Origin of the sequence: Paenibacillus segetis (assembly GCF_014639155.1) — a bacterium.
Lineage (GTDB): Bacteria > Bacillota > Bacilli > Paenibacillales > Paenibacillaceae > Fontibacillus > Fontibacillus segetis.
Window position 1 is genome coordinate 775,624 of record NZ_BMFT01000001.1, and the last position, 25,596, is coordinate 801,219.

Below are 25,596 nucleotides of genomic sequence, written 5' to 3' on the forward strand. Positions count from 1 at the left end.
TATCTTATAAATACGTAAGCATCTTCGGGAAAGATGTCAGTACTTCAACGCCTTCAGGAGTAACAAGTACATCATCCTCAATCCGGACACCACCGACTCCTGGAACATAAATTCCCGGTTCAACAGTAAATACGTTACCTTCCGTCAGTAAAATTTCATTATTTCCATGAATGGAAGGGAACTCATGCACATCAATACCTAGCCCGTGACCCAGACGGTGAATGAAGTATTCACCATATCCTGCTGCATCGATAACATCTCGAGCTGCTTTGTCTATGGAGCCGAAGGTAACACCGGGCTTAATTGCTGAGATAGCTGCTTGATTGGCAGCGAGAACCGTTTCATATATGTGCTTTTTCTCTTCAGATAATTCTCCAACGGCAAAGGTTCGGGTGATATCAGATGCATAACCGGAAGCATACACTCCAATATCAAACATCAGCAAGTCTCCGCGGCTGATCTGTCGGGTTCCTGGTACGCCGTGTGGAAGTGCGGTCTTCTCGCCAGACAATACCATAGAATCAAAAGAAGGACCGTCTGCACCCAGCTTTCGAATTTGATATTCAACTTCCGCAACCAATTCATTCTCCGTAATACCTTCTTTTACTTTGAGGAGAGCTTCTTGCAGGACTTGTTCAATGATTTGTACAGCATATCGAATTTTACTAACTTCCTCGGGAGATTTGACTACGCGTAGCTCGCGGAGCCACGGACCAATATCTACAAGATAACTGTCAAAAGACAACGTAGCCTTCAATTCTTCATAACGGGCGATGGAAACGTGCTCTTTCTCTAGGCCGACAGTTCCTAACGTACCATCCAAATGATTATTTAATATCAGGTAAGGATTATCTGTATCTTGGTGAGTAATGATATCTTGGATATCCGATGTAGAGCGAGCTGCCTCTTCGTCAAGTGCTGGTACAATGAGAAACGGCTCTCTGCCAAGCTGCAGTACAGCACCTAGAAACCTTTCATGGGGATTGCTTAGGAACCCGGTTAGATAATATACATGTTTGGGATCTGTAATGAGTAATGTATGTATACCAACATCCTTCATTCTTTGTTCTAATCCACTCCATTTATAGTTCATAAGTTAATCCTTCCTTTCACAACATTATTGCTATATTATAGGGTATTTATTTTGATAACAAAAGTTTTGTAGATTAACTTGGATTTTTTGTGGGTTAATTGGAATAAAAAGGTTTACTTTTTTAAAATTAAAACTAAAATAAAAATGTACTCAAATTTGAATAGGATGAAGGAGAGAGAATAGCTTGATAGTAAAAAACAAAGATCATACTAAATTTATATTGATCGGACTCATGTTGGGCATTTTGATGTCTGCGATGGATAATACGATCGTGACGACAGCGATGGGAACCATCGTTTCTGAACTGGGTGGAATGGATCAATTCGTTTGGGTAACGTCAGCGTATATGGTGGCCGTTATGGCGGGAACCCCGATCTTTGGTAAATTATCTGACATGTACGGCCGAAAACGTTTCTTTATTTTTGGGATTGCGATGTTCCTACTTGGCTCCATGTTATGTGGATTAGCCGGAAGCATCCTTCAGCTCAGTATATTCCGGGCGATTCAAGGGATTGGCGGAGGAGCGCTAATGCCGATTGCCTTTACGATTATTTATGATATTTTTCCGATTGAACAACGTGGAAAGATGACAGGATTACTTGGTGCCGTATTTGGCACATCCAGTATTTTTGGTCCGCTGCTCGGTGCATTTATTACCGACACATTTAGTTGGAACTGGGTATTCTATATCAATGTGCCGATCGGTTTGATTGCACTGGTTCTCATTATTATTTTCTATAAAGAATCATTGTCCCATGCTAAACAGCAAATTGACTGGGGCGGAGCGTTCACACTTGTTGGTGCGATCGTTTGTCTCATGTTTGCTCTGGAACTGGGTGGAGGTAAGTTTGCTTGGGATTCTGTAGTTATTCTCAGTTTATTAGGCGGTTTTGCTGCATTATTCATCGTTTTTGTACTGATCGAGAGACAAGCGAAGGAACCGATCATTTCCTTTGGTATGTTCAAGAATCGTTTGTACGCGACTAGCAATGCGATGGCATTGTTCTATGGTAGTGTCTTTATTGTAGCAACCGTATATATTCCCATTTATGTACAAGGGGTATTTGGGGGATCGGCGACTAATTCGGGTATTATCCTGATGCCGATGATGATTGGATCGGTTATTGGAAGTATGCTAGGTGGAATCCTTGCGCCGAGGATGCCTTATCGCACAATTATGATGATTTCTGTGTTGTTCTTAGCAGTTGGTATATTTTCACTAAGCACTCTAACGGGAGATTCATCACGAATATTGTTGACGGTGTACAGTGTGTTAACAGGTATAGGTGTAGGGTTCTCCTTCTCCGTTCTTAGCATGGCTGCGATTCATCACTTTGATATGCGGCAACGTGGTGCTGCAACATCAACAAATTCCTTCCTTCGCTCATTAGGTATGACGCTTGGCATTACAATATTTGGTATCGTGCAGCGAAATTTGATGTCTGATCAAATGGCAAAAGCTTTTGAGGGGATGGGTCAGGCAGGACAATCGTTTGGTGATACTAGAGAGGTGCTATCTTCGGAGTCAAGGGCGCACATTCCTGCAGAAATTCTTAAGAAAATTACGGATTCGCTTTCCTACTCGATCTCGCATATGTTTATGTGGGCTTTGATTCCTGTTATTTTGGCTATCTTGACTGTGCTTGTGATGCCAAAAGACCGGATTGCACGTAAATCAGGTGCCTCTGTAGAACAAATGAATTAATTTGATAAAAATTGCGAGGAGAGAATATGTTTTGTCAATCCGATTGTCCATATTAGGCTTACTCCTTGAAGAAGATCTGCATCCTTATGAAATTAGAGTTCGAATGAAAGAACGTTTTCTCGATCATCAGGGTAAGTTCCACATTGGTTCGCTGTATTATGCGGTGGAACAATTGGCTAAGCAGAAGTATATTGAAGTATTAGAAACCATTAGTAGTAGTAATCGTCCGGACAAAACGGTATATCGAATAACGGATAAGGGAAAGGATCATTTTCAGAAGCTATTACTTGATAAAATCAAGGTAATAGAGCCAGTGTACCATTCGATGTATATCGCTCTGGTGTTTGCTGACAAGGGAGACCAAGAAAAAATTGCGTCACTTTTAAGAGAACGGGTGAAGGAAGCAGAGCACCATGTAAATATCCAATATCAGATCTATTGTGAGCATCAAGGTATAGTTCCTAGAAGTGTCCTACACTTTATGGCAGGTCATTATGAGCATGCAATGGCAGAACTAAAGTGGCTCAAAAGATTGCTGGTTGATACGGAAGCTGGCCGTTTAGGCCAGATAGAGTTTACTCCTTTGCTAGATGATGAGGAGTAATACAAGTAATGAACCCCGGACCTGTTAGGTTTCCGGGGTTCATTTTTTAAATAAAATAAGTAACGAGCATTCGATGAGTCGAGGGTGTCATGTGCGCAGTTCTTTAACCAAATTGTTAGGGGTTTCACCCTTTAGGGCACTGACAAGATTCTCTGCGGCGAGCATGGCCATTTGATGACGGGTTTGTCTCGTCGAGGAACCAATATGAGGCAGGGTAACTACATTTGGTAGAGACAATAAGGGGCTGTCCCCTGTGAGAGGTTCATGTTCAAAGACATCTAGACCAGCCCCATAAATTTTCCCTTGTTGAAGTGCATGAATCATCGCTTCTTCATCTACCGTGGCGCCACGTGATGCGTTAACAAATACCGCAGTAGATTTCATCAAGGCAAATTCTTTGGCACCGATCATCTGATAGGTTTCTGCTGTCAGCGGGGTCATAAGAACGATGAAGTCACTTTCTTTGAGTAAGTCATGCATTGTGCAGTATTTAGCTTCTAGAGTGGCTTCGACTTCAGGTTTTCGATGGCGGTTATGATACAACACTTCCATTCCGAAACCCCATTTTCCTCTGTGAGCAACGGCTTCGCCGATTCCACCCATGCCAATAATACCTAGTTTCTTATGATGGACATCCAGTCCGAATAAATTCTCATCATCTCCACGTTTCCATTGTCCTTCTTTGACATACCGATCCATTTCGGGAATACGGCGAGCGGTTGATAGGATGAGAGAGAAAATTAAATCTGCTACGGTATCGTTCAGAACCTGGGGGGTATTTGTGCCCAAAATCCCTCGTGATTTCATTGCTTCTAGATCAAAATTGTTGTATCCCACACTGATCGTGCTGACGACTTTTAGATGAGGGGCATGGTCCAGAAGTTCCTGATTGATTTTACCGCCGGATGTTAATAACCCTTCAGCTATACTCAGATTTTCAAGGAGCGTAGCGCGAGGAATCGGTTCAGGATGATCCCACTTGCTGTAATTGCAGTGTTTAGCGATATAAGCTTCTACTTCTGCCGGGATTTTTCTTGCGATATAAACGTTCGGTTTCATGTTGTATGCTCCCTTCTATAACTTAATAACAGGCTTGTATATATATTTTACCAGAAATGAAGAGGAGCGAACCGATTACAGGTTATCAATTTTTTCTGGGCACATATCATAATGAAGTAGACAGGGCTTTGCTACCGCTTCGTATTTCGTCTCAGGACATTTGAAATAAATAATGTTGCGGAAATTTAACTCTCTATTTACAATTCGGACTGGTATGAAAGATAATGGGAAATAGCAGTGAAAGAAGAAGGGGGAAAATAATAAATGATGAAAAAATCGAAGTGGATTGCTGCACCATTGATCCTACTATTGATCATGCTTACCGGATGTACAGCAATTGGAGGTTTTGATGTCAATAAGGCTATACTCGGCAGTTTTGACGTAAAGGCTAGCGAATCGAAACAGACGCTATCGTTTGAGATTGTGCCTGCCGCAGGTGGTAATTTATCTGCAGAAGAGAAGAAAGCGATTGAACTCATTAATTCATTGTCGTTGACCGTTGATAACGCTAAAGTGAAAGACGGAAGCAATGTATCCATTGTTGGATCTGTAGGCTACCAAGGTAAGAAGCTTCCTTTCCAACTAGCAATGGACGAGAAAGGCATGACTGTTCAAGTGGAAGGCGCTAAGAAGCCGATCTACATAGCATTGGATACTTCGGAACAAGGTCTTCCTGACATGACGCAATATAAGGATCAGGTACAAGATCTTTCGATACAAGCGATGGGATTGATTATTAAGCATCTTCCGAACCCATCCACCTTGTCTGTGAAGCAACTACAAGAGAAGGTTAATGGTGAATCACTGAATTTAACAAATCTTCATGTTGAACTCGGTGGAGATGAGCTGTTAGGTCTAATTAAGCCGTTTTTAACGAATTTGTCTAAAGATGAACAAGGCTTGAAAGAGATTATTGGAGCATTCTACGATGTATCTAATACGCTGGGCTCCATGTATACTGATCCGTTTGAATATGAGTATGAGGATGAGTACGATTACGATTACGAGGATGAGTATGATGTTGAGGAAACAACTCCATTACTCAGTTCCAAAGAAGTTGAAGTAGCTGCAATCTTTGGCGTTATACAGCAAGGAATTACTGAGCTGTTGACTAACTATGATGAGCAAGTAACAGCATTACTGGATGAGACCCCAGAGCTTAAGACTGTTCTTAGCAAAGATACGACATTAAAGGTTGATCTGTACTTTGATAGTGCACTGAATATTCGTAAGCAGGTCTTGGATCTTAAGGTTGCTCTTCCACAGTCTGAAGAACTGCCTATCCAGGCGATTAAAGTTCATAGTGAAAATGAAACATGGAATATTGGCGGGGTTGTAGTCCCTGATAAGGTTGATATTTCCGCAGGGGTACTGGATGTAACGGATGGAGTGGTAACACCAGGACAGATCTTGCGTAACTTCGAGACGAATTCAGAAGTTTACAAGCTGTTAAAGAACGATTTGAAAATCTCGCAAAAATATTTAGTGATTGATACATTAAGCGACTATGATGGAGTCATTACTAAGAATAATACGTCTTTCGTACCGCTTCGCTATTTGTCGGAGCAATTGGATGCGGAGGTAAAGTGGACGAAGGGTTCTAAACAAATCGTCATTATTGACGATATCACGGGTCTGAACATTGTGATAACCGTTGGTTCTAAGGAAGCTAAGATAGGCGACCGTACGGTAACGTTAGCCCAGCCAGCATTTGTCGATAAGAGTGGAACAACCTATGTTCCTTTACGATTTATGGCCGAATCTCTAGGGGCCGTGGTTCAGAGTGATCCAGATGGTTGGATTACGATTGAACGTCAATAATTGATCTAGGTAGATATATATATGGCTGGCCCCAAATCATCTTTGATGAGTGGGGCCAGCCTTTTATACGTGTCGTTATTTTTAAATTAGGCTAAATTAAATTCTTCAGAAAACTTGGTGATGGAATGGAGAAAGATTTCGGGTGCGGGTTTACCATTTTTTTGCGCTGCTTTGGTTATGATTCCAGTGATCAACTTATCAAAAAAATTCATGTTAGTTCGATTTAATTCCCCACCAAAACATTCCTTGACTATGGCATGTTCCAGTAATTCAGAAGGAACAGCTACTGACCAATATTGCTCAATATTCTCAGGACTACCGCAGCATATAAATAATCCGAGCTGTTTCTGTTTTAGAATACTCAGGTTATCTATGCAAAACTGTTTAGCCACTTTTTGAAATTGTCCGAAATAAATAGATCCCCCAATAATGATCTTGTCATAATTAGATAGATCGGGTGTAGCTTCCTGATGAAGGTCGATTACTGTAACCGGGTTGTTTAAACTCATTTTTAATGCGTCTACGCTTGTTTTGGTAGAACCATATTTACCAGCATACAAAATCAGCGTACTCATCATTATGCCCCCATTATCATCCTAATTTTTACTTAAGTATAAATGGAGTACATTTTGGCGTATACGATATTCGTCATAGGAAGATACAATGAAAGTTTCTCATTTGCATATAGGCATTGACAAATGAGTGAATTGTCCATAATATGATTGTTGTTAATCGTAATTATTACGCTTAATCCGAAAGTGGTGGGTAAAGGAGAACTATGTTTAAACTGAAGCGTGGAGATATTTTGTTGATCACTGTGTTGATTTTGGTTGGCACGTTGTGGCTAGGATTAAGATATTACAACGAGAAAACTCAGGTCTACGATCCCTCAAGCTTGAGTGCGGTGATTACCGTAGATGGAAACCTATACGAGAAGATTCCTCTAGATGGGAGGGAGCAGAATATTGAGATCAAGACAGAGTATGGACACAACATATTAAAGGTCTTCGACAACGGGATTCAAATGGTGTACGCCGACTGTCCGAAGAAGATTTCCATGGCGATGGGCTTTATATCGCGTCCCAATGAAAGTATAGTTTGTGTTCCTAACCGAATATTTGTTGAAGTCGTTAAGAATCAAAGCAATGTTACGGATACCGATGATGGAATTGATGCGTATGTTCGATAAAACATAAAAAGGATAATAAACCTTATGTTGACAAAATTGATCAAAGGGATTATATTGATTTTTGTTAATCGTAATAATTACGATTAATGAGTGGGTTAGCTATTATATGGTCTGGAAAGGGGCTGCAGTATTGAATAAAAGGAAAATACCTGCTACCGTGCTTTGCGGATATTTAGGATCAGGTAAAACGACATTGTTAAATCATCTTCTCAATAACCGCAAGGGTTTAAAGGTAGCGGTTATCGTGAATGACATGAGCGAGATAAATATTGACGCCGATCTAATACAAGCCGGAGCGAATTTGTCGCGTACGGAAGAGAAGTTAGTGGAGATGTCCAATGGGTGTATATGCTGTACGCTTCGCGATGACTTGATTAAGGAAATAGAGAAATTAGCAATAGAAGACAGATTTGATTATATCTTGATTGAATCTACGGGGATTAGTGAGCCGATTCCGATTGCTCAGACATTCTCATATGAGGATGAGGAGAGTGGAATTGACTTGACCTCTGTGGCTAGATTGGACTGCATGGTGACTGTAGTAGATGCTTATCGGTTCTGGCATGACTTTTCCTCGGGTGAAACATTGCTAGAACGGGGGGAAGCAACGGGTACAGAAGATACTCGCGATGTAGTTGATTTGTTGATCGATCAAATTGAAACATGCGATGTGTTGATTATCAATAAATGTGATCTCGTTAATGAAGATGAGCTGAAAGAACTCGAGGGCGTACTTCGTAAAATACAACCTAGTGCTAAATTGATTAGAACACAGAATGGCATCGTTGAACCGGGAGAAATTTTGAATACAGGGTTGTTCGATTTCGATAAAGCTAGCGTGTCCGCTGGTTGGATCAAAGAGTTAGAACAAGAGAGCCATATTCCTGAAACAGAAGAGTATGGGATTAGTTCGTTCGTTTATCGACGTAGAAGACCGTTTCATCCTGAGAGGTTGGCGGACTACATGGCGGATTGGCCCGTCGAGGTTGTCAGAGCAAAAGGGTTAATCTGGATCTCAGTTAAATCGGATCTTGCTGCAAGCTTTAGCCAGGCGGGTCCCTCCATTCAGTTCGGTCCTGCAGGTCACTGGCTTGCAGCTTTGTCTGAGGAAGAACAACAGGCTGTATTCACAAATGAACCTGAGGTTCTACAAACATGGGATCATATCTGGGGAGATAGGATGACAGAGATCGTTCTGATCGGTATACACATGGACAAAAGAGAAATTGAGCAACAGTTGGATCGCTGCCTCTTAACTACTGAGGAGATGAATATGGACTGGGCCTCATTCAGAAATCCGCTCCCATGGCTTAGTGATGAGGAACTCCTGTCAAAGCGCTAATTAACATAAATAGTTCAAGGAGGTGATACACGTGCGGGTAGTCGTAACATTGGCATGTACGGAATGTGGAGATCGTAACTATACAACGACCAAGAATAAACGAAACCATCCAGAGCGTTTGGAGCTGAGAAAATATTCCCCTCGTTTGAGAAAATATACGATCCATCGGGAAACTAGATAGAAATGAATAAAAAGAGGGATCAAGATGATTTTATCTTCAATGAAAAATGTAGTTTTTGGATACGGAGAAGCCCCCGTTCTAAACGGGGTTTCTCTGGATATACACTGCGGGGAGTTTATAGGAATTACAGGTCCTAACGGAGCAGCCAAAACTACGATGCTCAAATTGTTACTAGGTTTACTTAAGCCATGGAGCGGCACGGTTGAATTAAACAAGCATGCTCTAGGTGGGAAAAAGCTGCAAATCGGGTATGTGCCACAGCATATCGCTTCTTTTAACAGCGGGTTTCCCAGCCATGTGTTGGAACTAGTCCAATCAGGCTGCTATTCGCGGTTAGGTCTGTTCAAGCGATTCACACAAGAGAAGGCAGCTGTAGTAGAGCAAAGTCTTAAGCAAGTAGGGATGTGGGACTACAGGCACCGCAGGATTGGTGAGTTGTCTGGAGGGCAAAAGCAACGGATTTGTATTGCTAGAGCACTCGCTGGAGAGCCCAATGTGTTGATTCTAGATGAGCCGACAGCAGGAATGGACCAACAGAGCCGTATTGGATTATATCGGTTAATGAGGCACTGCGTAACAACACACGGGATTACGGTCATTATGGTTACTCATGGACTGGAAGAAACGGATGAATATCTGGACCGAGTTATATCTTTGGAACAAAGGGAAAGTGAGGAGTGGCAATGTTTGAGTACGAGTTCATGCAACGTGCATTTTGGGCCGGAGCCTGTATCGGAATAATTGCGCCGATATTGGGTGTCTATCTAATGTTACGACGTCAGGCATTGATGGCAGATACACTTTCTCATGTCTCTTTGGCCGGGGTAGCGCTAGGCTCTGTGCTTAGCCTTAATCCCATAGTTTGTGGGTTTGTTGTTGCCGTGATCGGCGGAATCCTAGTTGAACAATTAAGGAGAACCTACCGGACTTATAGTGAAGTTTCGGTTGCGATTATTATGACCTCGGGGTTAGCGCTTGCTATTGTTCTTATGAGTCTACGAAGTAATTTGAATAAAAGCTTTAGTTCATATTTATTTGGTTCAATCGTTGCTGTTAGCGATGCGCAACTCTGGCTAATTGCTGTTGTCGCAATGATCGGTGTTGGTTATTTCTTTGTTCTAAGAAGACCGCTATATAACCTAACATTTGATGAAGAAACGGCACAAATTGGTGGAATGCGTGTCAGAGGACTGACGTTTTCGTTCGCTGTATTAACCGGTATGACGGTGGCTGCTGCAATGCCGATTGTTGGTGTTCTACTTGTATCCTCTCTGATGGTACTTCCCGCCTCATTGGCGTTACGAATAGCAAGAGGTTTTACAGCAGCTATAATTATGTCCGTGATCATCGGGTTCATAGGTATATTCAGCGGATTGACCGCTTCTTATTATATCAATACACCTCCGGGAGGAACGATTGCGTTAGTGTTGTTAATTTTACTTTTAATTGGGATTGGGATTCAGCGACTACGGCTTGGATCTCACAAACGAAGAGCCCGTGCTAGCTGGAGAAAGGGAATAGAAATGAATGAACAAGGATACCCCAAAAAAGGAGAGTCTCATTTTGAAATTTAAAAATCAAGTATTTATGACATGTATATTAGGATTGATATTCATTGTATCTGGTTGTGGTGGAGGAACGAATAATAGTGGCTCTATGGCAGATAGCGCTAATTCGAACGATTTTGGAAATAGCAAGGTAGTTCGATCGGAGAAACTAAAGATTCAAGTTAGCTTTTATCCCATGTATGAATTTACCAAAAATGTTGCTGGCGATTTAGCTGAGGTGGAAGTTCTGGTTCCTGGGGGAATCGAGCCTCATGATTGGGAACCTACGCCACAAGACATCAAGAAAATAGTAGATTCCGATGTGTTAGTCTATAACGGTGCAGGGATGGAATCTTGGATTGATCAGGTGTTATCTGCCGTGGGTAATGATAACCTAGTGAAGATAGAAGCGAGTCATGGTCTGGATATAATGGTAGGCTCGGAAGAAGAAGCTCATGAACATGAAGAAGAACCTCACGATCACGATGGAGAAGAAGCTCACCATCATGATCATGACGGTATGGACCCGCATGTATGGCTATCTCCAGCCCTAGCGATCAAGGAAGTTCGTAATATTGAAGCAGGGCTTGCGGAAGCGGTGCCTGATCATAAGGATGAGTTTAAGAAGAACGCTGACAACTATGTAGCTAAATTGGAACAGTTAGATCAGGAATTTATAGATGGATTAACAAATACAAAGAGGAAAGACTTTATTACGCAACATGCTGCTTTTGGTTATTTGGCTCAAGCATATGGACTAACACAGGTTCCGATTGCTGGCTTATCTCCTGAGCAAGAACCTTCTGCGGCGATGATGACGGAAATCGTGAAGTTTGCGAAGGACAATAAGGTGAAAACCATTTTCTTCGAGACGCTAGTTTCTTCAAAGGTGGCAGATACCATAGCGAAAGAGATTGGCGCAAAGACCGCCGTACTTAATCCAATAGAAGGACTTACGGAAGAAGACAAGACTAATCAATTAGATTACTTGGGTATTATGCGTCAGAATCTAAAAAGCCTACAGGCTGCGCTAAACGAATAGACGTGATGTTCGAATTACGAATGACTATTTAGGTCAATGTCTCCCATCTTGTCCACATTTCCTGCGGATTTATCGTATAAATCTCATGATCACGAATCATCATCTGATGCATGATGAATTCCCGACGGATGGTCGCGTAATCCTCATGATATTGTTTAATGAAATCGTTGATCTCTTTCTCCGTATATTGGCGACTTGGCTCAAGTGAAGATACGAGATGCTCTAGAACTATCAGTTTCTTCTTGAGTTGAACGGGTAACTGCTTCAATTTCCCTTCAGAAGTGAAGAAATTTCTAATAACGGAATCTTTCATGCGCTGTTGTTGATCATTCATTGGTTCCAAGCCTCCCAGAGTATTTATATTTTTGTAGATTAAATCAGCTGTTGCATTAGCGCTATTCTTGATGAAGTAGTGATTCAAGGAGAAATAAATCGTATTCTTCTCCCGACGTTCGCAGATCAAACTGGCTTCGCGAAGTTTGGAGGCATGGTGGGTAATGGTAGCCGGAGTAACAAATAATTTCTCGGCCAGCACTTGACCATTTAGTTCTCCACCCGATAATAAGAGCAGAATTTTGATTCTCGTTGGATCAGCAAGAGCCTTATGATAGTTAACAATCTTATCTAATTGCATAGATCAAGCCTCCTGACTGTTAATTTAACACTTATCTAATTTGATATTTGTTAAATTAGATATTACAGACAATAGAAATTATTGTCAACAGATACTAAGACATAACAAAAAAAGTAGTGATTCTGGAGACGTACTCTTCTCTAGAATCACTACTTTTAGGCTATGCCTTTCTTGGTGGAGCCGATTTAAAGGATTTACCCATCGGTTTTTTCTTGTTAAAAGGTTTGGGTTTTCTTGGCGATGTGGGCGTGGCTTCCTTTGCAGGTGGAGTTGTAACCAACATTGGATAAGGATGATCTTTCACTTCGGAAATCGACTTTCCGATCACTTTCTGTATATCCTTGAGATAAGGTATTTCTTCAATTTCGCAGAAGGAGATGGCAGTCCCGCTTAGACCCGCTCTACCCGTACGGCCAATTCGATGGACATAGGTTTCAGGAATATTAGGGAGATTGTAGTTGAATACATGAGAGAGTTCATCAATATCTATACCTCTCGCCGCGATATCTGTTGCCACGAGTACCCGTGTGACGCCACTTTTGAAATTACTAAGTGCATTCTGACGGGCATTTTGCGATTTATTACCATGAATGGCCTGGGCGGTAATATTTGCTTTGGTTAGCTCACGCACAACTCGGTCAGCACCATGTTTTGTACGAGTGAACACAAGTGCCGAAGCGATGGATTTGTCTTGAAGTAGGTCAATTAATAATTTCTGCTTGTTTCCCTTATCTACGAAATAGACACATTGTTGAATCTTATCGGCTGTCGAAGACACCGGGGTGATTTCCACTTTTACCGGATTAACAAGGATCGATTTAACCATAGTAGAAATTTCTGGTGGCATGGTTGCCGAGAAGAACAGGGTTTGTTTTTGCTTGGGGATCTTCGCGATGATCCTTTTCACATCATGAATAAAGCCCATATCTAGCATTCTGTCGGCTTCGTCTAGCACAAAGATTTTGACATGTTGTAAATCAATTAGTTTTTGATTCATTAGATCGATCAGTCTGCCTGGGGTTGCAACAACGATATCTGCACCTTGTTTGAGAGATCGCTCCTGCGAAATTTGTGATACGCCACCAAAGACAGCGCAACAGCGTAACCCGGTGTATTTGCCATAGGCTTGAAAGCTATCAATTATTTGAAGGGCAAGTTCCCTAGTCGGAGTTAATATTAATGAGCGGACATGACGGTGATTTGGTTTGCCGCTTTGCTGCTGGCTTAAGAGCTGTATAATTGGAACGGCAAATGCAGCCGTTTTTCCTGTTCCGGTCTGAGCGCACCCCAGTAAATCTCGGCCGGCTAACACTGGCGGGATGGCCTGTTCCTGTATAGGTGTTGGTTTCGTATAGTTTTCATTACTTAAAGCTTTCAAAATTGCGGGTATAATATTCAGTTCCTTAAATGTCATTATGTCTCCTTAGTTTGAAAAAAAGTATTGCGAAAAATCAGTCTGTTCACGGTCTAACTTACTCGCATTCCTCTATTGTACCATCTATAACGTTTTCGGGTTTACTTTTTCATTGTTATCTACCGTCTTTAGCATCTTTTGGTAAGATAAATGTTTCCTTACGAGCTATACTTTTATCCTGGAGTATACTGAAAAAGACCATGTTACTCTACATAAGTAGATAACATGGTCTTTCGATATATTAAATATTATTCTTATCTTAGATAAAATGGTGCGACTATAATCGAGGAGTGACAACGGATACTAGAAACTCATTACCGGAAGAAATAAGTTCAACATTGTTTGGAATCTGTAGATCTTTGACTTGGAGCGATTCACCAATTTCCAGATGACTAATGTCGATGGCTATTGAAGCAGGAAGGTCTGCAGGTAGCGCCTCAACTTCGATCATCGTAACTTGCGTCTGGAGAACCCCCCCCTTCTTTGTACCACTCGGTGTGCCAACGTATTCAACCATAACCCATGTACGAACAATTTCCTTATGATTCACTCGTAGAAAATCAGCATGAATCAGGTCCCTTGTGACAGGATCCCTTTGTATGGCTTCGAGAAGAACGGGTACTGTTTCGGATCCCTCCAGCTGCAATTCCAATACACCTGTTCCACCATTCCTAGTCCAACGTTGGAACTCTTTTAGCGCCACATGAATCATAGTTGATTCTGCATTCGCACTTAAGATTACGCCAGGAAGACGTCCCTCTCTACGTAAAGATTTCAAACCACTACGATTCGTTGGTTGACGCAATTCCGCCTCAAAACATGTCCTCATCACAATGACACTCCTTATTATTATAATTTTGTGTGTGCTCCCAATAACTCTGGTCTTACTTTGTTTTGGTTGGGCCCCCACGCAGGGGGATAGAAGAGCACCATCACATCACCACCTTTAATACATTTAATGTAAAACTACATAAATACGCACGAAGGCACCTCGTTCCAGTGGAACGAAATGCCTCATTGATGATACCATAGCATAAAGAATTCAAACTGTCGAATAGCTTTATAGGTTGAACGGAGGTCACATCGATTTGATCTACCTACACACCTCAGCTAACTTTCGTATCTCACTACTTAATCTTGCATTTACAGGAAAGATATCTTCAATATAGTTCAAAATATGAATGGCTGATTCAGGAACTTTATCATAACCTTGTATCATGTTCCCTAGGTTATTCGCAAAGTTCGGATACCTTTTTTCAATTCTTCGTTCATTCCCAAACCTATCAGGATAATAATCCACTTCTTGTTCTAATAAATGCATTACGGATATCAATCCGTCCACGGCATAACTTTGGATAAACTTTGTTCCTGACAACTTTTCACCTCTAGCGTATCGGCCAAGTCCGACATACAGATTGGTTAAAGCCTCATTGATGGCAAAGTCAATCGATTCTTGCTTTATTTTCTGAAAGTGGTCTGACGGATTTACTATATTGTCATTACCAAAGGAAGGATCCTTCCAAATAATTCTACCTTCAGAATAAGCTGCTTGCTCTAACTCCGTTTCTTCAAATATGGCAAATTCCCCGTAGATCCCATCTTCAAACATAATCTTATATCCAACGCGGCTATTCATGAAATAATAAGCTAAAGGGTGGGTATCCTCTAACCAATCCAGTTGCTCAATATACCTCTGTTTGTATCCTGGAGTGACAATGACAAAGAAATCTAGATCAGAATACTCATCTAACCGCTCTGTCTCAATACCTACAGACCCAAGCCCCATTAAAGCTAGTGCCCCACCTTTCTTGCTGAGAACTTTCCCTAATGCTTCGAGCCTTTGAAGTAAATGTTCTTTTGTTGCCATAATATATTCCTCCTCGTCCGTTATAATTTTCGCTCATTAAAAAAGTACAAGTCGGCTGTGAGGATGAATGCAAAAAGGGTTCAACCTCACAATTAGCGAGGTTGAACCCGAAGGTTACATTGCCTTTTTATTACAGCCAATTTAGCACAGCGTAATCATCGTAGTCAAGTTAATTATTTTATATAAAATAGGCATGCCTTACCACATTATTTTTAATATAATAGTTTACTAGAGAGGATGGATCATAATGAACATCAATTACACATCAGGTAAAGAACGTATCACAGAGGACAAGCTTGAAGAGTTATTTCTATCCGTTGAATGGGAATCAGGCAAATATCCGAAACAACTGTTACAAGCGATCCAAGGGTCTCATTCAGTCGTAACAGCATGGGACGGAGACAAGTTAATTGGTTTAGTAAACGCTTTATCTGATGGCATATTAACGGTATATTTTCATTATGCGCTGATCAACCCGAGTTATCAGAGTAATGGTATTGGTAAGGAACTAATGAAGATGATGCTCGAAGAATACAAAGAATACAAATCTAAAGTATTGATCTCTTATCCGGATGCGGTTAATTTTTATAGTAGACTTGGATTTAAAGCTGAAGACGGGTCTTCCCCAATGTATATTTCAGAATTGGTATGATATAGCTTTCATCAAAAAAGGAGGGAGCTATTTTTGAAAATCAAATATAAGCTCCTGCTTCTACTCATTGTATGTGTGGTTCTACCGTTATCTGTAAGCGTGTTTCTATCTTATAATTCAATCAATAATAGATTGAAGAATGAGATGATCGCCCAGTACAAATCGCAAGCGGAGCAGCTGAATCAATCTTTTGAAGTGTCGATTCACAGCATTGATAACAGTATACTAAGTATTTATCAGACATCTGAGTTATATAACTTTGTTACCAAGAGTACTGCAGGTACTGGGGAAGAAATAGTTGCTAGCCAGCGTCGAACGGAAAACTTGCTCAAAATATTAGCTCATTCCCTTAATGATTATAGTAATGTGTATTTGTATTTGAACGAACGTCAGCAATTATTCAGGGTAAGTGCCAAATATTTAAATGTGCAGGTTGAGACACTTTCAAATGATCAAAGTAAGTCATGGATTTCTCCGACACAAAGAGCGAATGGCGAGCTTGTTGTTGTTCAGGAGGATAGTCAATCAGAAGACAGAGATGCTACTGTATTTGTTGGTCGCTCTATATCGGATGTCATTTTAAAGCGACAGCTCGGGGTTATTGGAATTGATCTAGGCAAGGAGTATTTTGAGAATATTATTGGTTCTGATAATGTACTCGAAAGAGTCGAGGTACTGGATTCGGATGGTCAACTGTTGTTCTCGCATTTGCATGGTGAACAAACTCAAGGCAAGCAGCTAGTGATGGAAAGCCGGATGAACGTCTATGGTTGGCGCGTAGTTACCTATTTGTCACAAGGTACACTGAATAGCATCGCCTGGGAGGCTGTTCGTCCCACTATTGTGTGGGGCAGCGCCTTTATGCTAATGGCGATAGCATTATGGGCAGCGCTTTCACGGCAAATTTCAGGACCACTTTATAGTCTCGTACGAAAAATGCGGGATGTAGGCAAGGGGAATTTTCATAAGGAATTATGGAGCATATCGAAGCCCCGTAAGGATGAATTCGGATATTTGGAACAGCAATTTCTATCCATGGTAGAAAAGATTGATGAAATGATTAAGCAGGAATACCAATTAAAAATGAATGCATCTGAGATGCAGATGAAAGCATTACAGGCGCAGATCAACCCGCATTTTTTATATAACACGCTGACTTCTATTTACTCTGAGGCGCTTGAGGTAGGGGCGGATCAAGTATGTAAAATGGTGAAATCACTCTCTTCAATGTTTCGCTATACGACGGATTTCAGTCAGGATATCGTGCCATTGTCAGCTGAGATTGCCCATGTCCGTAATTATCTCGAAATTCAGAAGTTCAGATTTGAGGATAAATTGGATTTCCGATTTGATATCCCTGCTTATTTGTTAGATAAGTCGATTCTCAAGCTAAGCCTTCAGCCGATTGTAGAAAATGCGATTGTACATGGTATTTCCCGTGCAGGCAAAGGCTGTATTGTGATTGAGGCTTATGAGAGTAGAGGAATGGTCTGTATCAGGGTAGAAGATACAGCGGGTATGCTAAGTGAAGAAGAAGCTGCTAAACTGACTGCAGAAATCCAAAGTGAAGAGAGATTTGGATCTCATATCGGTCTTGTGAATGTACAACAGCGCATTCTGCATCTATTTCCTGGATCAACGGGCATATCAGTTGAAGTCGAGCATGGAGTAACCAGTGTTAAGATAACCTGGAAGGCGGAGGGGCATCATGAAGGTATTACTAATTGAGGATGAGCCTAAAGTTAGACGAGCACTACGAAGGTTGCTGACGGAGATTGATTCAGATATCGAAAGTATCTTGGAGGCTGAGGACGGCAATGAGGGACTTAAGCTAATCGTAGAAAAGCGGCCTGACATTCTGTTACTGGATATGATTATGCCAGGTATGCATGGTGACGAGCTGTTTGAACGCATAAGAACAATGAAACTGGATATTCCAGTTATTGTCGTAAGTGGACATAATGACTTTGCGTTGGTGAGACACGCCTTGGCAAACGATGCTATCGACTACATTCTTAAGCCATTTGATAAGGAGGATGTAGAGAAAGCGTTCCATAAAGCAAAGGGAAGTCTGGTGAAATCACAGCTAAATAGTCAGACAGAACAGCTTGTATTGGAAATGAGAAATGAGCATTCCCGACAACAATTTCATGCCTTAATACAAAATATTTATACCGGTCGGATAACGAAGCAAGAACTTGAATTGTTGCCTGAATTTATCCAAGAGGAAGCGTGCTCGATTCATATGGTGGTTATCAGGAATTACGTAGCAACAGTAGATGATCGTTTCAGAAAAGATGTCGCACTACTTCAATATGCAATTCGAAAATGTATCAATGAATATGCTGAAATGAAGGGGCTTGAGCTACTACCTGGGGGATCAGGGCAGTATGATTGGTGCACTTGGTTTGCCGTACGCGGTCACTTGGATCAAAGGCTGGATACTGATGAATTGACCGATATGCTCGAACATGTGCTCAGGCTCTCCTGTTTTGTACTTAGTTTAGATGAACCAAGATGTCTTCAGGAGTATTGTCATGCGATTAATGAATTAGAGAGTGACATAATGTACATCCAACTTGACAGTGGATTAAAGGTCGAGACAACACCTACACCAGAGCTATTGCGAGCTGCAGATACGTTCGTTTCCAGAACGATACATCTGATTCAACATCGATTATCTTTTCGTATTCAAGCTGATATCGAGGAGTTATTTCGAACTGTAGCCTTTCACGGGCAGTTATCCGTCATGTTTCTATTTCAGATTTGGACCAATCTGAATGCACGTGCTAAGCCGTTAGTAAAGCGTGTTCCTGGTGGAGTTAAGGAGATGGATCGAGTTGAACCTTTTGCGCTCTGCATCGCACTTGATGTGGATAAGGCGATGGTTCTTTTCACACGGGTGCTGGAAGATTATATTGTGGAGGCGGATACAGGCACAGACTCAATCAGCAGAAAGAAAGACAATCGTGCCTTTGTGGTTAAGGAATATATTGATTTTGCATTCTGTGAGCCTTTGTCGTTGGCCGATCTGGCTAAGCGCTTTTATGTGAGTAAGGAATACTTGGCGGCACAATTCAAAAGTCAGTTTGGAATGACGGTTATGCAATACATCCATTTTCTTAGGCTAGAATTGAGTAGACAGCGTTTAGAGGAAGCTGATGAGCCTGTGTCGTCGATAGCAGTAGCTGTAGGTTATGATCATTTCAGTTATTTTGACAAACGTTTCAAAGAAAAGTATGGAGTAACGCCATCGGAGTATCGTAATCGATATAAAAAACAGATAACACCTTAATATTGTGCTAATACAAACCTTAATATCTGGATAGGACCCCCTTTTAGAATTGTCTATACTTAAGACAATCAATGAAGGGGGTTTTTATATTGGTACATAACAAAAAAATATCTATTGTATTAATCCTAGTACTTAGCATCGGACTTATTCTTACCGCGTGTGGTGGCAATAAGGATAGCGATGGTGGAAAGAATGGACCTGCTGCAGCATCGGATAATAATGTAGGTGACAATGGTGCTTCTTCCCAAGATCCAATCACTTTAAATGCTTTCCTGTTTAACATGGATAAACGTCAGGCGCTGGAGGAGACATTCAAGGAATTCACCAAACAAAACCCAGGTATCACCGTTGATTTATTAGTAAATGATCAGGATTACTATACGGTATTAAAAACTAAAATTGCCTCTAACGATATGCCTGATATTGTGATGGGGGAATATGGTGATCTGAAGGAACTTGGGGATGCGGGTCACATTTTGGATTTGTCTGGCGATGACTATATCAACAATTATTCACAGCAAATCCGTGAGCAGATGCAGACGACCGATGGGAAAATTTATGGAGTTCCGCTCGACGTATCTGGGATGGGAATCTACTACAATAAGGATTTGTTTAGCAAAGCGGGGATAGAGCAGTTCCCCAAAACACAACAACAATTACATGAAGCGATTGATAAGCTAAAGAGTGCGAATATAACCCCATTTGCATTAGCCGTAGCGGATGGTTGGACTTTAGCGCATTCACTTTTCACTACAATTTCGGGCACGACGGACGATTTGAAAGGACTCGTCACGACTGTGGAAGGGGGAGGCTCAATTGAATCTGATCGTCTGACAGAAGGTTTCAAAACACTGGATATGATGTTTGCGAATGCGGATCCCCAAGCGTCAACCAATAACTACAATGCAAGCTTGTCCTTATTGGCTCAAGGAAAGGTTGCTATGTTACAGCAGGGATATTGGGCACTCTCTAGCATTAAGGACATTAACCCAGATGTGAATCTTGGATTTGCGGCAATCCCCTATAGCAATAAGGAAGAGGATGCAAAATTAGGTGTTAATGTGAACGTATCCTACGCAATAACAACTGAATCCAAGCATCAAGAGGCTGCTAAGAAGTTATTTGCGTGGTTGACGACCAAAGAGGGCAATGCAATAGCCAATGAGAAAATGCAACAAATTCCTGTTATAGAAGGGGTAGAGGTTAGCAGCAACCCGATTGCCGATGATATTTTAGCTTATAAAAATGAAGGGAAGGTGGTTCCTTGGTCACAAGTCTTGATGAATGGTTCTACTCGTACCGAGGCAGAATCCCTTATGCAAAGCTACTATTTCAATAAAAAGAATGCTCAAGAGGTCATGAACAGCATTTCAGCTTCTTGGGGTAAAAAATAAAAATAGTAACGGAAGCTGAGCAGGGTATTGATAATGTATCCTGCTCTGGCTTTGAAAGGAGTGGGGAGCATGCTTGGAACGAAGTCCAAATGGAGGGAAGCGGGGATTTCACTTAGCTTCATAGGACCAATACTCATACTATATATTTGTTTTTTTATTGTGCCATTGGGAGGTTCGCTTGTATATTCGTTCACGGATTGGGATGGTCTACAAACCTCATTTAACTGGGTAGGATTTCAGAACTATATCGACTTATTGCGCAACAGCGATAGCTTCAGGCATTCTTTTATTTTTACTGTTCAGTTTTCTCTAGTTAATATCATTCTCGTGAACGTATTTGGGCTGCTATTGGCATTGCTAGTTGATTCCAAGCTCAAATCCCGTTTTATTCTTCGCACCATCTTTTTTTCACCTAACGTCATTTCGTTGATTGTGGTTGGTTTCTTATGGAAATTCTTCTTTTCCTCAGTATTGTACGAACTGGGTGAGAAGTTGCATTGGAGTTTTCTAACCTATAGCTTCCTGGGGAATCCAGACAAGATTTTGTATCCGATTGCTGGTGTATCCTTGTGGCAAAGTGTCGGTTTGGCGATGGTTATATATTTGGCGGGTTTACAAGGAATACCTACTGAGCTGAAAGAAGCGATGCATATGGACGGGGCCGGTCGTTTTACCCAGCTGCTGAAGCTTATTATTCCACTGCTAGTGCCGGCCTTTATATCCAATCTGTTTCTGACAACAACCAATTCTTTTAAAGTTTTTGATCTCATATTGGCACTAACAGGAGGAGGACCAGGGGGAGCTAGTGAAAGTTTGGCAATCAACATTTATCGCGAGGCGTTTACAGCCAATGAATACGGTTCAGGAACCGCGAGATCAATCATTTTTTGTTTGTTCATTATGATTATTATGTTGATTCAATTTATGACGATGAAGCGTAAGGAGGAGAATAACTGATGCGCAAAATGGCATATGAGGTGGCAGCTGTGTTGCTTGCATTGATTTTTCTACTCCCTATTATCTTTGCATTGATCAACTCATTTAAAAGTAACGGTGAAATGCTGAGATCCTTTGTATCTTGGCCTGAGGTTTGGCGTTCAAGTAATTATGCAAGGGTATGGAGGGATATGAACTATCCACGAACGTTATGGAATACCATTGTAGTTACTGCAGTAAGTGTTAGTGTCACATTGCTTTTTAGTTCTATGGCTGCCTATCGGATATCACGAATGCGCTCTTCTAGAGGATTCTGGCTGACGATCTTCCTAACCATATCCATGATGGTACCATTTCAGACGATTATGATCCCGCTTGTCAAGTTAGCTTCAAAGCTCCATATGACTAACTCGCGGTTTGGTCTGATTTTGATGATCATAGCTTTGTTTTCTCCATTTACTATTTTTCTATATCGCGGCTTTATGTCGCAGCTTCCGGTGGAGTTGGAAGAGGCTGCCCGCATTGATGGAGCAAATATCTATCAAGCATTTTTTAGAGTGATCTTACCACTTTTAATGCCTATTACGGCAACGGCTGCTGTACTTAATATTCTTTGGGTATGGAATGATTTCATTCTATCCTTCCTTATGCTGCAAAAAGCGGAAGTTATGACGTTGCAGCTTGCCGTGTATCGCTATTTCGGAACGTATAGTCAGGAATGGAACTTGGCTCTGGCATCCTTAGTTCTGGCTGCCATTCCAGTGTTAATTCTGTATTTGCTATTACAAAAATATATTATTCAAGGCGTCGCTTCGGGCGCTGTGAAAGGTTGAGTGCCATGGGTCTTAAGCTTGATGATAAGAATGCACTGATGGAAGCTTGGGGAACGCTACTTCGTTCAGATCAGCCAGCGTTCACTGGATCTGGCATGGCTGGAAGCTATGATTCACATGGGGTAGATTGTCCTTTTGTATTTCGCCATCATGATCGATTCTATATGATGCATGTTGGTTTTGATGGAATTGGCTATCAGACAGCTCTGGCCGTGAGTGATGATTTATTGACATGGCAACATGAGACGGTTATCTTATCACGCTTACCGGATAGTGGACGGTGGGATCATGTAGGAGCGGCAGGCTCATGGATTTTACTGAATTCTAATGATATCGGAGACTTTCCACAGCTTAAAAAAATGAATGGAAGATACTGGATGATCTATCATTCCTATCCTGATGAGGGTTATGAAGCGGGCGGTGCAGTGATGGGGCTTGCCTGGACTGAGGATGAGTCGCTTCATGAATGGCATAGATGGGATGAGCCTATATTTACTTATGAGGAAGGCGATGCTTGGGAGCGCCAAGGTCTTTATAAATGCTGTTTGCTGGAGCATGAGGGTCGCTTCTGGATGCTGTACAATGCTAAGGGCGGATCAGAGTGGCCGTGGCAGGAGGAGACCGGTATTGCATGGTCGGAGGATCTATTTCATTGGCATCGTTATGAGCAGAATCCGGTGCTGCCTTGTCTTGAGGGAAGCTTTTATAGTCAGTTCTGTAGTGACCCGTACATACGTCATGATGGCGAACGCTGGCTGAACTTTGGTTTTGGCTTTGACGGTATTCATGCCCAAGGTCTGCTGGCTGTATCCAATGATTTGTTGCAATGGGAGACGTTAGAGCAACCTTTACTTCCACATGGATCAACCGGATCGCTTGACGAAATCCACGCTCACAAATCCTGTGTCGTTATCTGGAAAGGTATTATGTATCACTATTATTGTGCTTGTCGGCCTTGGCGACAAGGAGATCCTACTTCGGTTGAAGTATTTGACGGTCAGTTGGAGTTTAGATGTATTGCGGTAGCTACTGGCACGGCCTTATGACCTTTCCTTTATAGTTAGAAAAATAGCGTAGAAGCTCAAAAATGAGTTTCTTACGCTATTTTTGTGTGGTCACTGATATTTTGCTCACTGATTTACACATGATTTTCACATGAATTATTAAGGTATTTTAAGGAGATAAGGCATGATAAATTAGTCAATAGAAAACGCTTACAAAAGGAGGACGAAATGAAAAAGAGAAGACACAAATCCATAATATCGTTAACTGTTGCTACATGCTTACTACTATCTATGTTCTCAGCTGCGGTTTCCGCTGCTGATGTAACAAAAGAGCAGGGAACCAAAATCGTACCGGAGGGTACAATCCAGTCCTATGTCAACGATATGCAACCTGGATGGAATTTGGGTAATACGCTTGATGCTACTGGAAGCGACGAAACGTCATGGGGGAACCCTCGCGTAACCAAAGAGTTAATTCAACAAATTGCCGCTCAAGGCTACAAGAGTATTCGTATTCCGATTACATGGGACCAACACATTGGAGATGCTCCCAATTATACAATTGAACCAGCATATATGGACCGGGTGCAAGAGGTTGTCGATTGGGCACTGGATGCGAATCTGTATGTCATGATCAACATCCATCATGACTCCTGGCTGTGGGTAAGTCATATGGAAAAGGAACATGATACGGTGCTCGCCCGCTATCAAGCGACTTGGAGACAGATTTCCGACCGATTCAAGAACCACTCGAATAAGCTCATGTTCGAAAGCATCAATGAACCTCGTTTCACCGATGGGGGAACTCAAGATCGCGAGAAGCAAAATGAAATGCTATATGAACTTCTTACATCTTTCCACAAAATTGTTAGGGAATCCGGCGGGGAAAATGCAGTTCGTCCACTTGTATTACCAACACGTGAGACAAACCCTTCGCAAGAAGATTTAGATGTACTTTATAAAACGATCGTTAAAATGAACGACCCTAACTTGATAGCAACCGTCCACTTTTATGGGTTCTGGCCATTTAGTGTGAACATCGCCGGATACTATAAGTTTGAACAAGAGACGACGAAGGATCTTACGACTACCTTTGATAATGTTTACAATACGTTTGTAGCTAAAGGAATTCCTGTAATCCTAGGTGAATATGGCCTGCTTGGATTTGATAAGAACACAAATACGATCGAGCAGGGAGAGAAGCTTAAGTTTTTCGAGTTTTTAACGAACTATCTCAAAGAGAAAAAAATAACGAGTATGTTATGGGATAACGGACAACATTTCAACCGTACAACGTATAAATGGTCGGACCAAGAGCTGTTCAATATTATGAAAGCGGGTTGGGAAGGGCGTTCATCAACCGCAGAGAGTGACATTATCTATCTTACCAAGGGAACCGAAATTCAAGATGCCAAAGTACACCTGAACTTGAACGGAAATCAATTTGTTGGAATTGTGGTTAATGGTCAACAATTGCAGCAAGGTGAGGATTACGTATTGAACGGCGAAGAGTTAACCATCAAGTCAAGCCAAATCAGCAAGCTGACGAAGATTGGTAACCTCGGGGTCAATGCAACATTACAAGTACAATTCAACTACGGACCTGACTGGAAGTTGAAATTAACCATCAACGATAAACCCGTATTGCGTAGTGCAGAAGGTACAACTGAATCCTTTGCTATCCCGACCCAATTTAATGGTAATCGTATAGCTACAATGGAAGCAGTCTACGCTACTGGTGGAAATGCCGGTCCACAAGACTGGACATCCTTTAAAGAGTATGGCAACACGTTTAGTCCCTCTTTTATGACGGATGAGATTAAATTAGTTCCAGACTTTTTTAAAGATATTAAAGACGGCGATGTGATATTGAAATTCCATTTCTGGAGTGGAGAGATCGTTAGCTATACGATCACGAAAAAGGGAGAAAGTATTGTAGGTAAAGTTTCATAAAGTAATGAAGACTAGAAAAAGAGCGTTCTAT

The 25,596-nt window shown here is 41.5% G+C and carries 24 protein-coding genes; 17 read left to right on the forward strand and 7 right to left on the reverse strand.

Annotated elements, in window-relative coordinates; genetic code table 11:
- Nucleotides 1-4: 4 nt before the first annotated feature.
- The gene (locus IEW05_RS03315) at nt 5-1,093 is read right to left on the reverse strand and encodes a M24 family metallopeptidase (RefSeq protein WP_188535805.1); all 1,089 of its coding nucleotides are present in this window, start codon (nt 1,091-1,093) and stop codon (nt 5-7) included.
- 187 nt (nt 1,094-1,280) lie between these two features.
- Here IEW05_RS03315 and IEW05_RS03320 point away from each other — a divergent pair, with 187 nt between their 5' ends.
- Together IEW05_RS03320 and IEW05_RS03325 are read left to right on the forward strand one after the other, a co-directional pair.
- Nucleotides 1,281-2,798 carry an MDR family MFS transporter gene (locus IEW05_RS03320; RefSeq protein ID WP_268238746.1) on the forward strand — a complete coding sequence of 506 codons (1,518 nt, stop codon included), beginning with the start codon at nt 1,281-1,283 and terminating at the stop codon, nt 2,796-2,798.
- A gap of 31 nt (nt 2,799-2,829) precedes the next feature.
- Nucleotides 2,830-3,402, forward strand: a complete 573-nt coding sequence (locus IEW05_RS03325) for a PadR family transcriptional regulator (RefSeq protein WP_188535807.1) — start codon at nt 2,830-2,832, stop codon at nt 3,400-3,402.
- Between the two features lie 87 nt (nt 3,403-3,489).
- On the opposite strand, the gene IEW05_RS03330 is transcribed toward IEW05_RS03325, so the two are convergent.
- Nucleotides 3,490-4,461 carry a 2-hydroxyacid dehydrogenase gene (locus tag IEW05_RS03330; protein ID WP_188535808.1) on the reverse strand — a complete coding sequence of 324 codons (972 nt, stop codon included), beginning with the start codon at nt 4,459-4,461 and terminating at the stop codon, nt 3,490-3,492.
- 264 nt (nt 4,462-4,725) lie between these two features.
- On the opposite strand from IEW05_RS03330, the gene IEW05_RS03335 reads away from it, so the two are divergent.
- Nucleotides 4,726-6,282, forward strand: coding sequence for a copper amine oxidase N-terminal domain-containing protein (locus tag IEW05_RS03335; RefSeq protein ID WP_188535811.1), 1,557 nt, complete (start codon nt 4,726-4,728; stop codon nt 6,280-6,282).
- A gap of 86 nt (nt 6,283-6,368) precedes the next feature.
- Here IEW05_RS03335 and IEW05_RS03340 read toward each other — a convergent pair whose 3' ends face one another.
- Nucleotides 6,369-6,857, reverse strand: coding sequence for a flavodoxin domain-containing protein (locus IEW05_RS03340; RefSeq protein ID WP_188535812.1), 489 nt, complete (start codon nt 6,855-6,857; stop codon nt 6,369-6,371).
- A gap of 203 nt (nt 6,858-7,060) precedes the next feature.
- Here IEW05_RS03340 and IEW05_RS03345 point away from each other — a divergent pair, with 203 nt between their 5' ends.
- From IEW05_RS03345 to IEW05_RS03370, 6 genes are all read left to right on the forward strand, one after another.
- The gene (locus tag IEW05_RS03345; RefSeq protein WP_188535814.1) at nt 7,061-7,471 is read left to right on the forward strand and encodes a NusG domain II-containing protein; all 411 of its coding nucleotides are present in this window, start codon (nt 7,061-7,063) and stop codon (nt 7,469-7,471) included.
- 130 nt (nt 7,472-7,601) lie between these two features.
- Nucleotides 7,602-8,813, forward strand: a complete 1,212-nt coding sequence (locus IEW05_RS03350; RefSeq protein ID WP_308420371.1) for a GTP-binding protein — start codon at nt 7,602-7,604, stop codon at nt 8,811-8,813.
- A 31-nt stretch (nt 8,814-8,844) separates the two neighbouring features.
- A complete protein-coding gene (gene rpmG, locus IEW05_RS03355) occupies nt 8,845-8,994 on the forward strand; it encodes a 50S ribosomal protein L33 (RefSeq protein ID WP_091232962.1) in 150 nt (49 codons plus the stop codon).
- Between the two features lie 24 nt (nt 8,995-9,018).
- On the forward strand, nt 9,019-9,735 hold the full coding sequence (locus tag IEW05_RS03360) for a metal ABC transporter ATP-binding protein (RefSeq protein ID WP_188535816.1): 717 nt from the start codon (nt 9,019-9,021) through the stop codon (nt 9,733-9,735).
- Nucleotides 9,672-10,568 carry a metal ABC transporter permease gene (locus IEW05_RS03365; protein ID WP_188535818.1) on the forward strand — a complete coding sequence of 299 codons (897 nt, stop codon included), beginning with the start codon at nt 9,672-9,674 and terminating at the stop codon, nt 10,566-10,568. The genes IEW05_RS03360 and IEW05_RS03365 overlap by 64 nt, the downstream gene beginning before the upstream one ends.
- Nucleotides 10,569-10,581: 13 nt before the next feature.
- Nucleotides 10,582-11,583, forward strand: coding sequence for a metal ABC transporter substrate-binding protein (locus IEW05_RS03370; protein WP_188540707.1), 1,002 nt, complete (start codon nt 10,582-10,584; stop codon nt 11,581-11,583).
- 28 nt (nt 11,584-11,611) lie between these two features.
- On the opposite strand, the gene IEW05_RS03375 is transcribed toward IEW05_RS03370, so the two are convergent.
- From IEW05_RS03375 to IEW05_RS03390, 4 genes are all read right to left on the reverse strand, one after another.
- Nucleotides 11,612-12,217, reverse strand: a complete 606-nt coding sequence (locus IEW05_RS03375; protein WP_188535820.1) for a DUF2087 domain-containing protein — start codon at nt 12,215-12,217, stop codon at nt 11,612-11,614.
- Between the two features lie 160 nt (nt 12,218-12,377).
- Nucleotides 12,378-13,631, reverse strand: a complete 1,254-nt coding sequence (locus IEW05_RS03380) for a DEAD/DEAH box helicase (RefSeq protein WP_188535822.1) — start codon at nt 13,629-13,631, stop codon at nt 12,378-12,380.
- A 277-nt stretch (nt 13,632-13,908) separates the two neighbouring features.
- On the reverse strand, nt 13,909-14,460 hold the full coding sequence (locus IEW05_RS03385) for a 50S ribosomal protein L25 (RefSeq protein ID WP_188535824.1): 552 nt from the start codon (nt 14,458-14,460) through the stop codon (nt 13,909-13,911).
- A 264-nt stretch (nt 14,461-14,724) separates the two neighbouring features.
- Nucleotides 14,725-15,498, reverse strand: a complete 774-nt coding sequence (locus tag IEW05_RS03390) for a hypothetical protein (protein ID WP_188535826.1) — start codon at nt 15,496-15,498, stop codon at nt 14,725-14,727.
- A gap of 247 nt (nt 15,499-15,745) precedes the next feature.
- Between IEW05_RS03390 and IEW05_RS03395 the strand changes: the two genes are divergently transcribed.
- The 8 genes from IEW05_RS03395 (at nt 15,746) to IEW05_RS03430 (ending at nt 25,565) form a co-directional block, all read left to right on the forward strand.
- Nucleotides 15,746-16,150, forward strand: a complete 405-nt coding sequence (locus tag IEW05_RS03395) for a GNAT family N-acetyltransferase (RefSeq protein WP_188535828.1) — start codon at nt 15,746-15,748, stop codon at nt 16,148-16,150.
- A gap of 33 nt (nt 16,151-16,183) precedes the next feature.
- The gene (locus IEW05_RS03400) at nt 16,184-17,878 is read left to right on the forward strand and encodes a sensor histidine kinase (protein WP_188535830.1); all 1,695 of its coding nucleotides are present in this window, start codon (nt 16,184-16,186) and stop codon (nt 17,876-17,878) included.
- Nucleotides 17,859-19,445, forward strand: a complete 1,587-nt coding sequence (locus IEW05_RS03405; protein WP_188535832.1) for a response regulator transcription factor — start codon at nt 17,859-17,861, stop codon at nt 19,443-19,445. The genes IEW05_RS03400 and IEW05_RS03405 overlap by 20 nt, the downstream gene beginning before the upstream one ends.
- Before the next feature lie 89 nt (nt 19,446-19,534).
- A complete protein-coding gene (locus IEW05_RS03410) occupies nt 19,535-20,839 on the forward strand; it encodes an ABC transporter substrate-binding protein (protein WP_188535834.1) in 1,305 nt (434 codons plus the stop codon).
- Nucleotides 20,840-20,908: 69 nt separating this feature from the next.
- Nucleotides 20,909-21,796, forward strand: coding sequence for a carbohydrate ABC transporter permease (locus IEW05_RS03415; RefSeq protein WP_188535836.1), 888 nt, complete (start codon nt 20,909-20,911; stop codon nt 21,794-21,796).
- Nucleotides 21,796-22,608, forward strand: a complete 813-nt coding sequence (locus IEW05_RS03420; protein ID WP_188535838.1) for a carbohydrate ABC transporter permease — start codon at nt 21,796-21,798, stop codon at nt 22,606-22,608. The genes IEW05_RS03415 and IEW05_RS03420 overlap by 1 nt, the downstream gene beginning before the upstream one ends.
- Nucleotides 22,609-22,613: 5 nt before the next feature.
- Nucleotides 22,614-23,654 (forward strand): glycoside hydrolase family protein, encoded by a 1,041-nt coding sequence (locus tag IEW05_RS03425; protein WP_229753246.1) that lies wholly within the window; start codon nt 22,614-22,616, stop codon nt 23,652-23,654.
- 186 nt (nt 23,655-23,840) lie between these two features.
- The gene (locus IEW05_RS03430; RefSeq protein ID WP_188535840.1) at nt 23,841-25,565 is read left to right on the forward strand and encodes a cellulase family glycosylhydrolase; all 1,725 of its coding nucleotides are present in this window, start codon (nt 23,841-23,843) and stop codon (nt 25,563-25,565) included.
- The last annotated feature ends 31 nt before the right edge of the window (nt 25,566-25,596 follow it).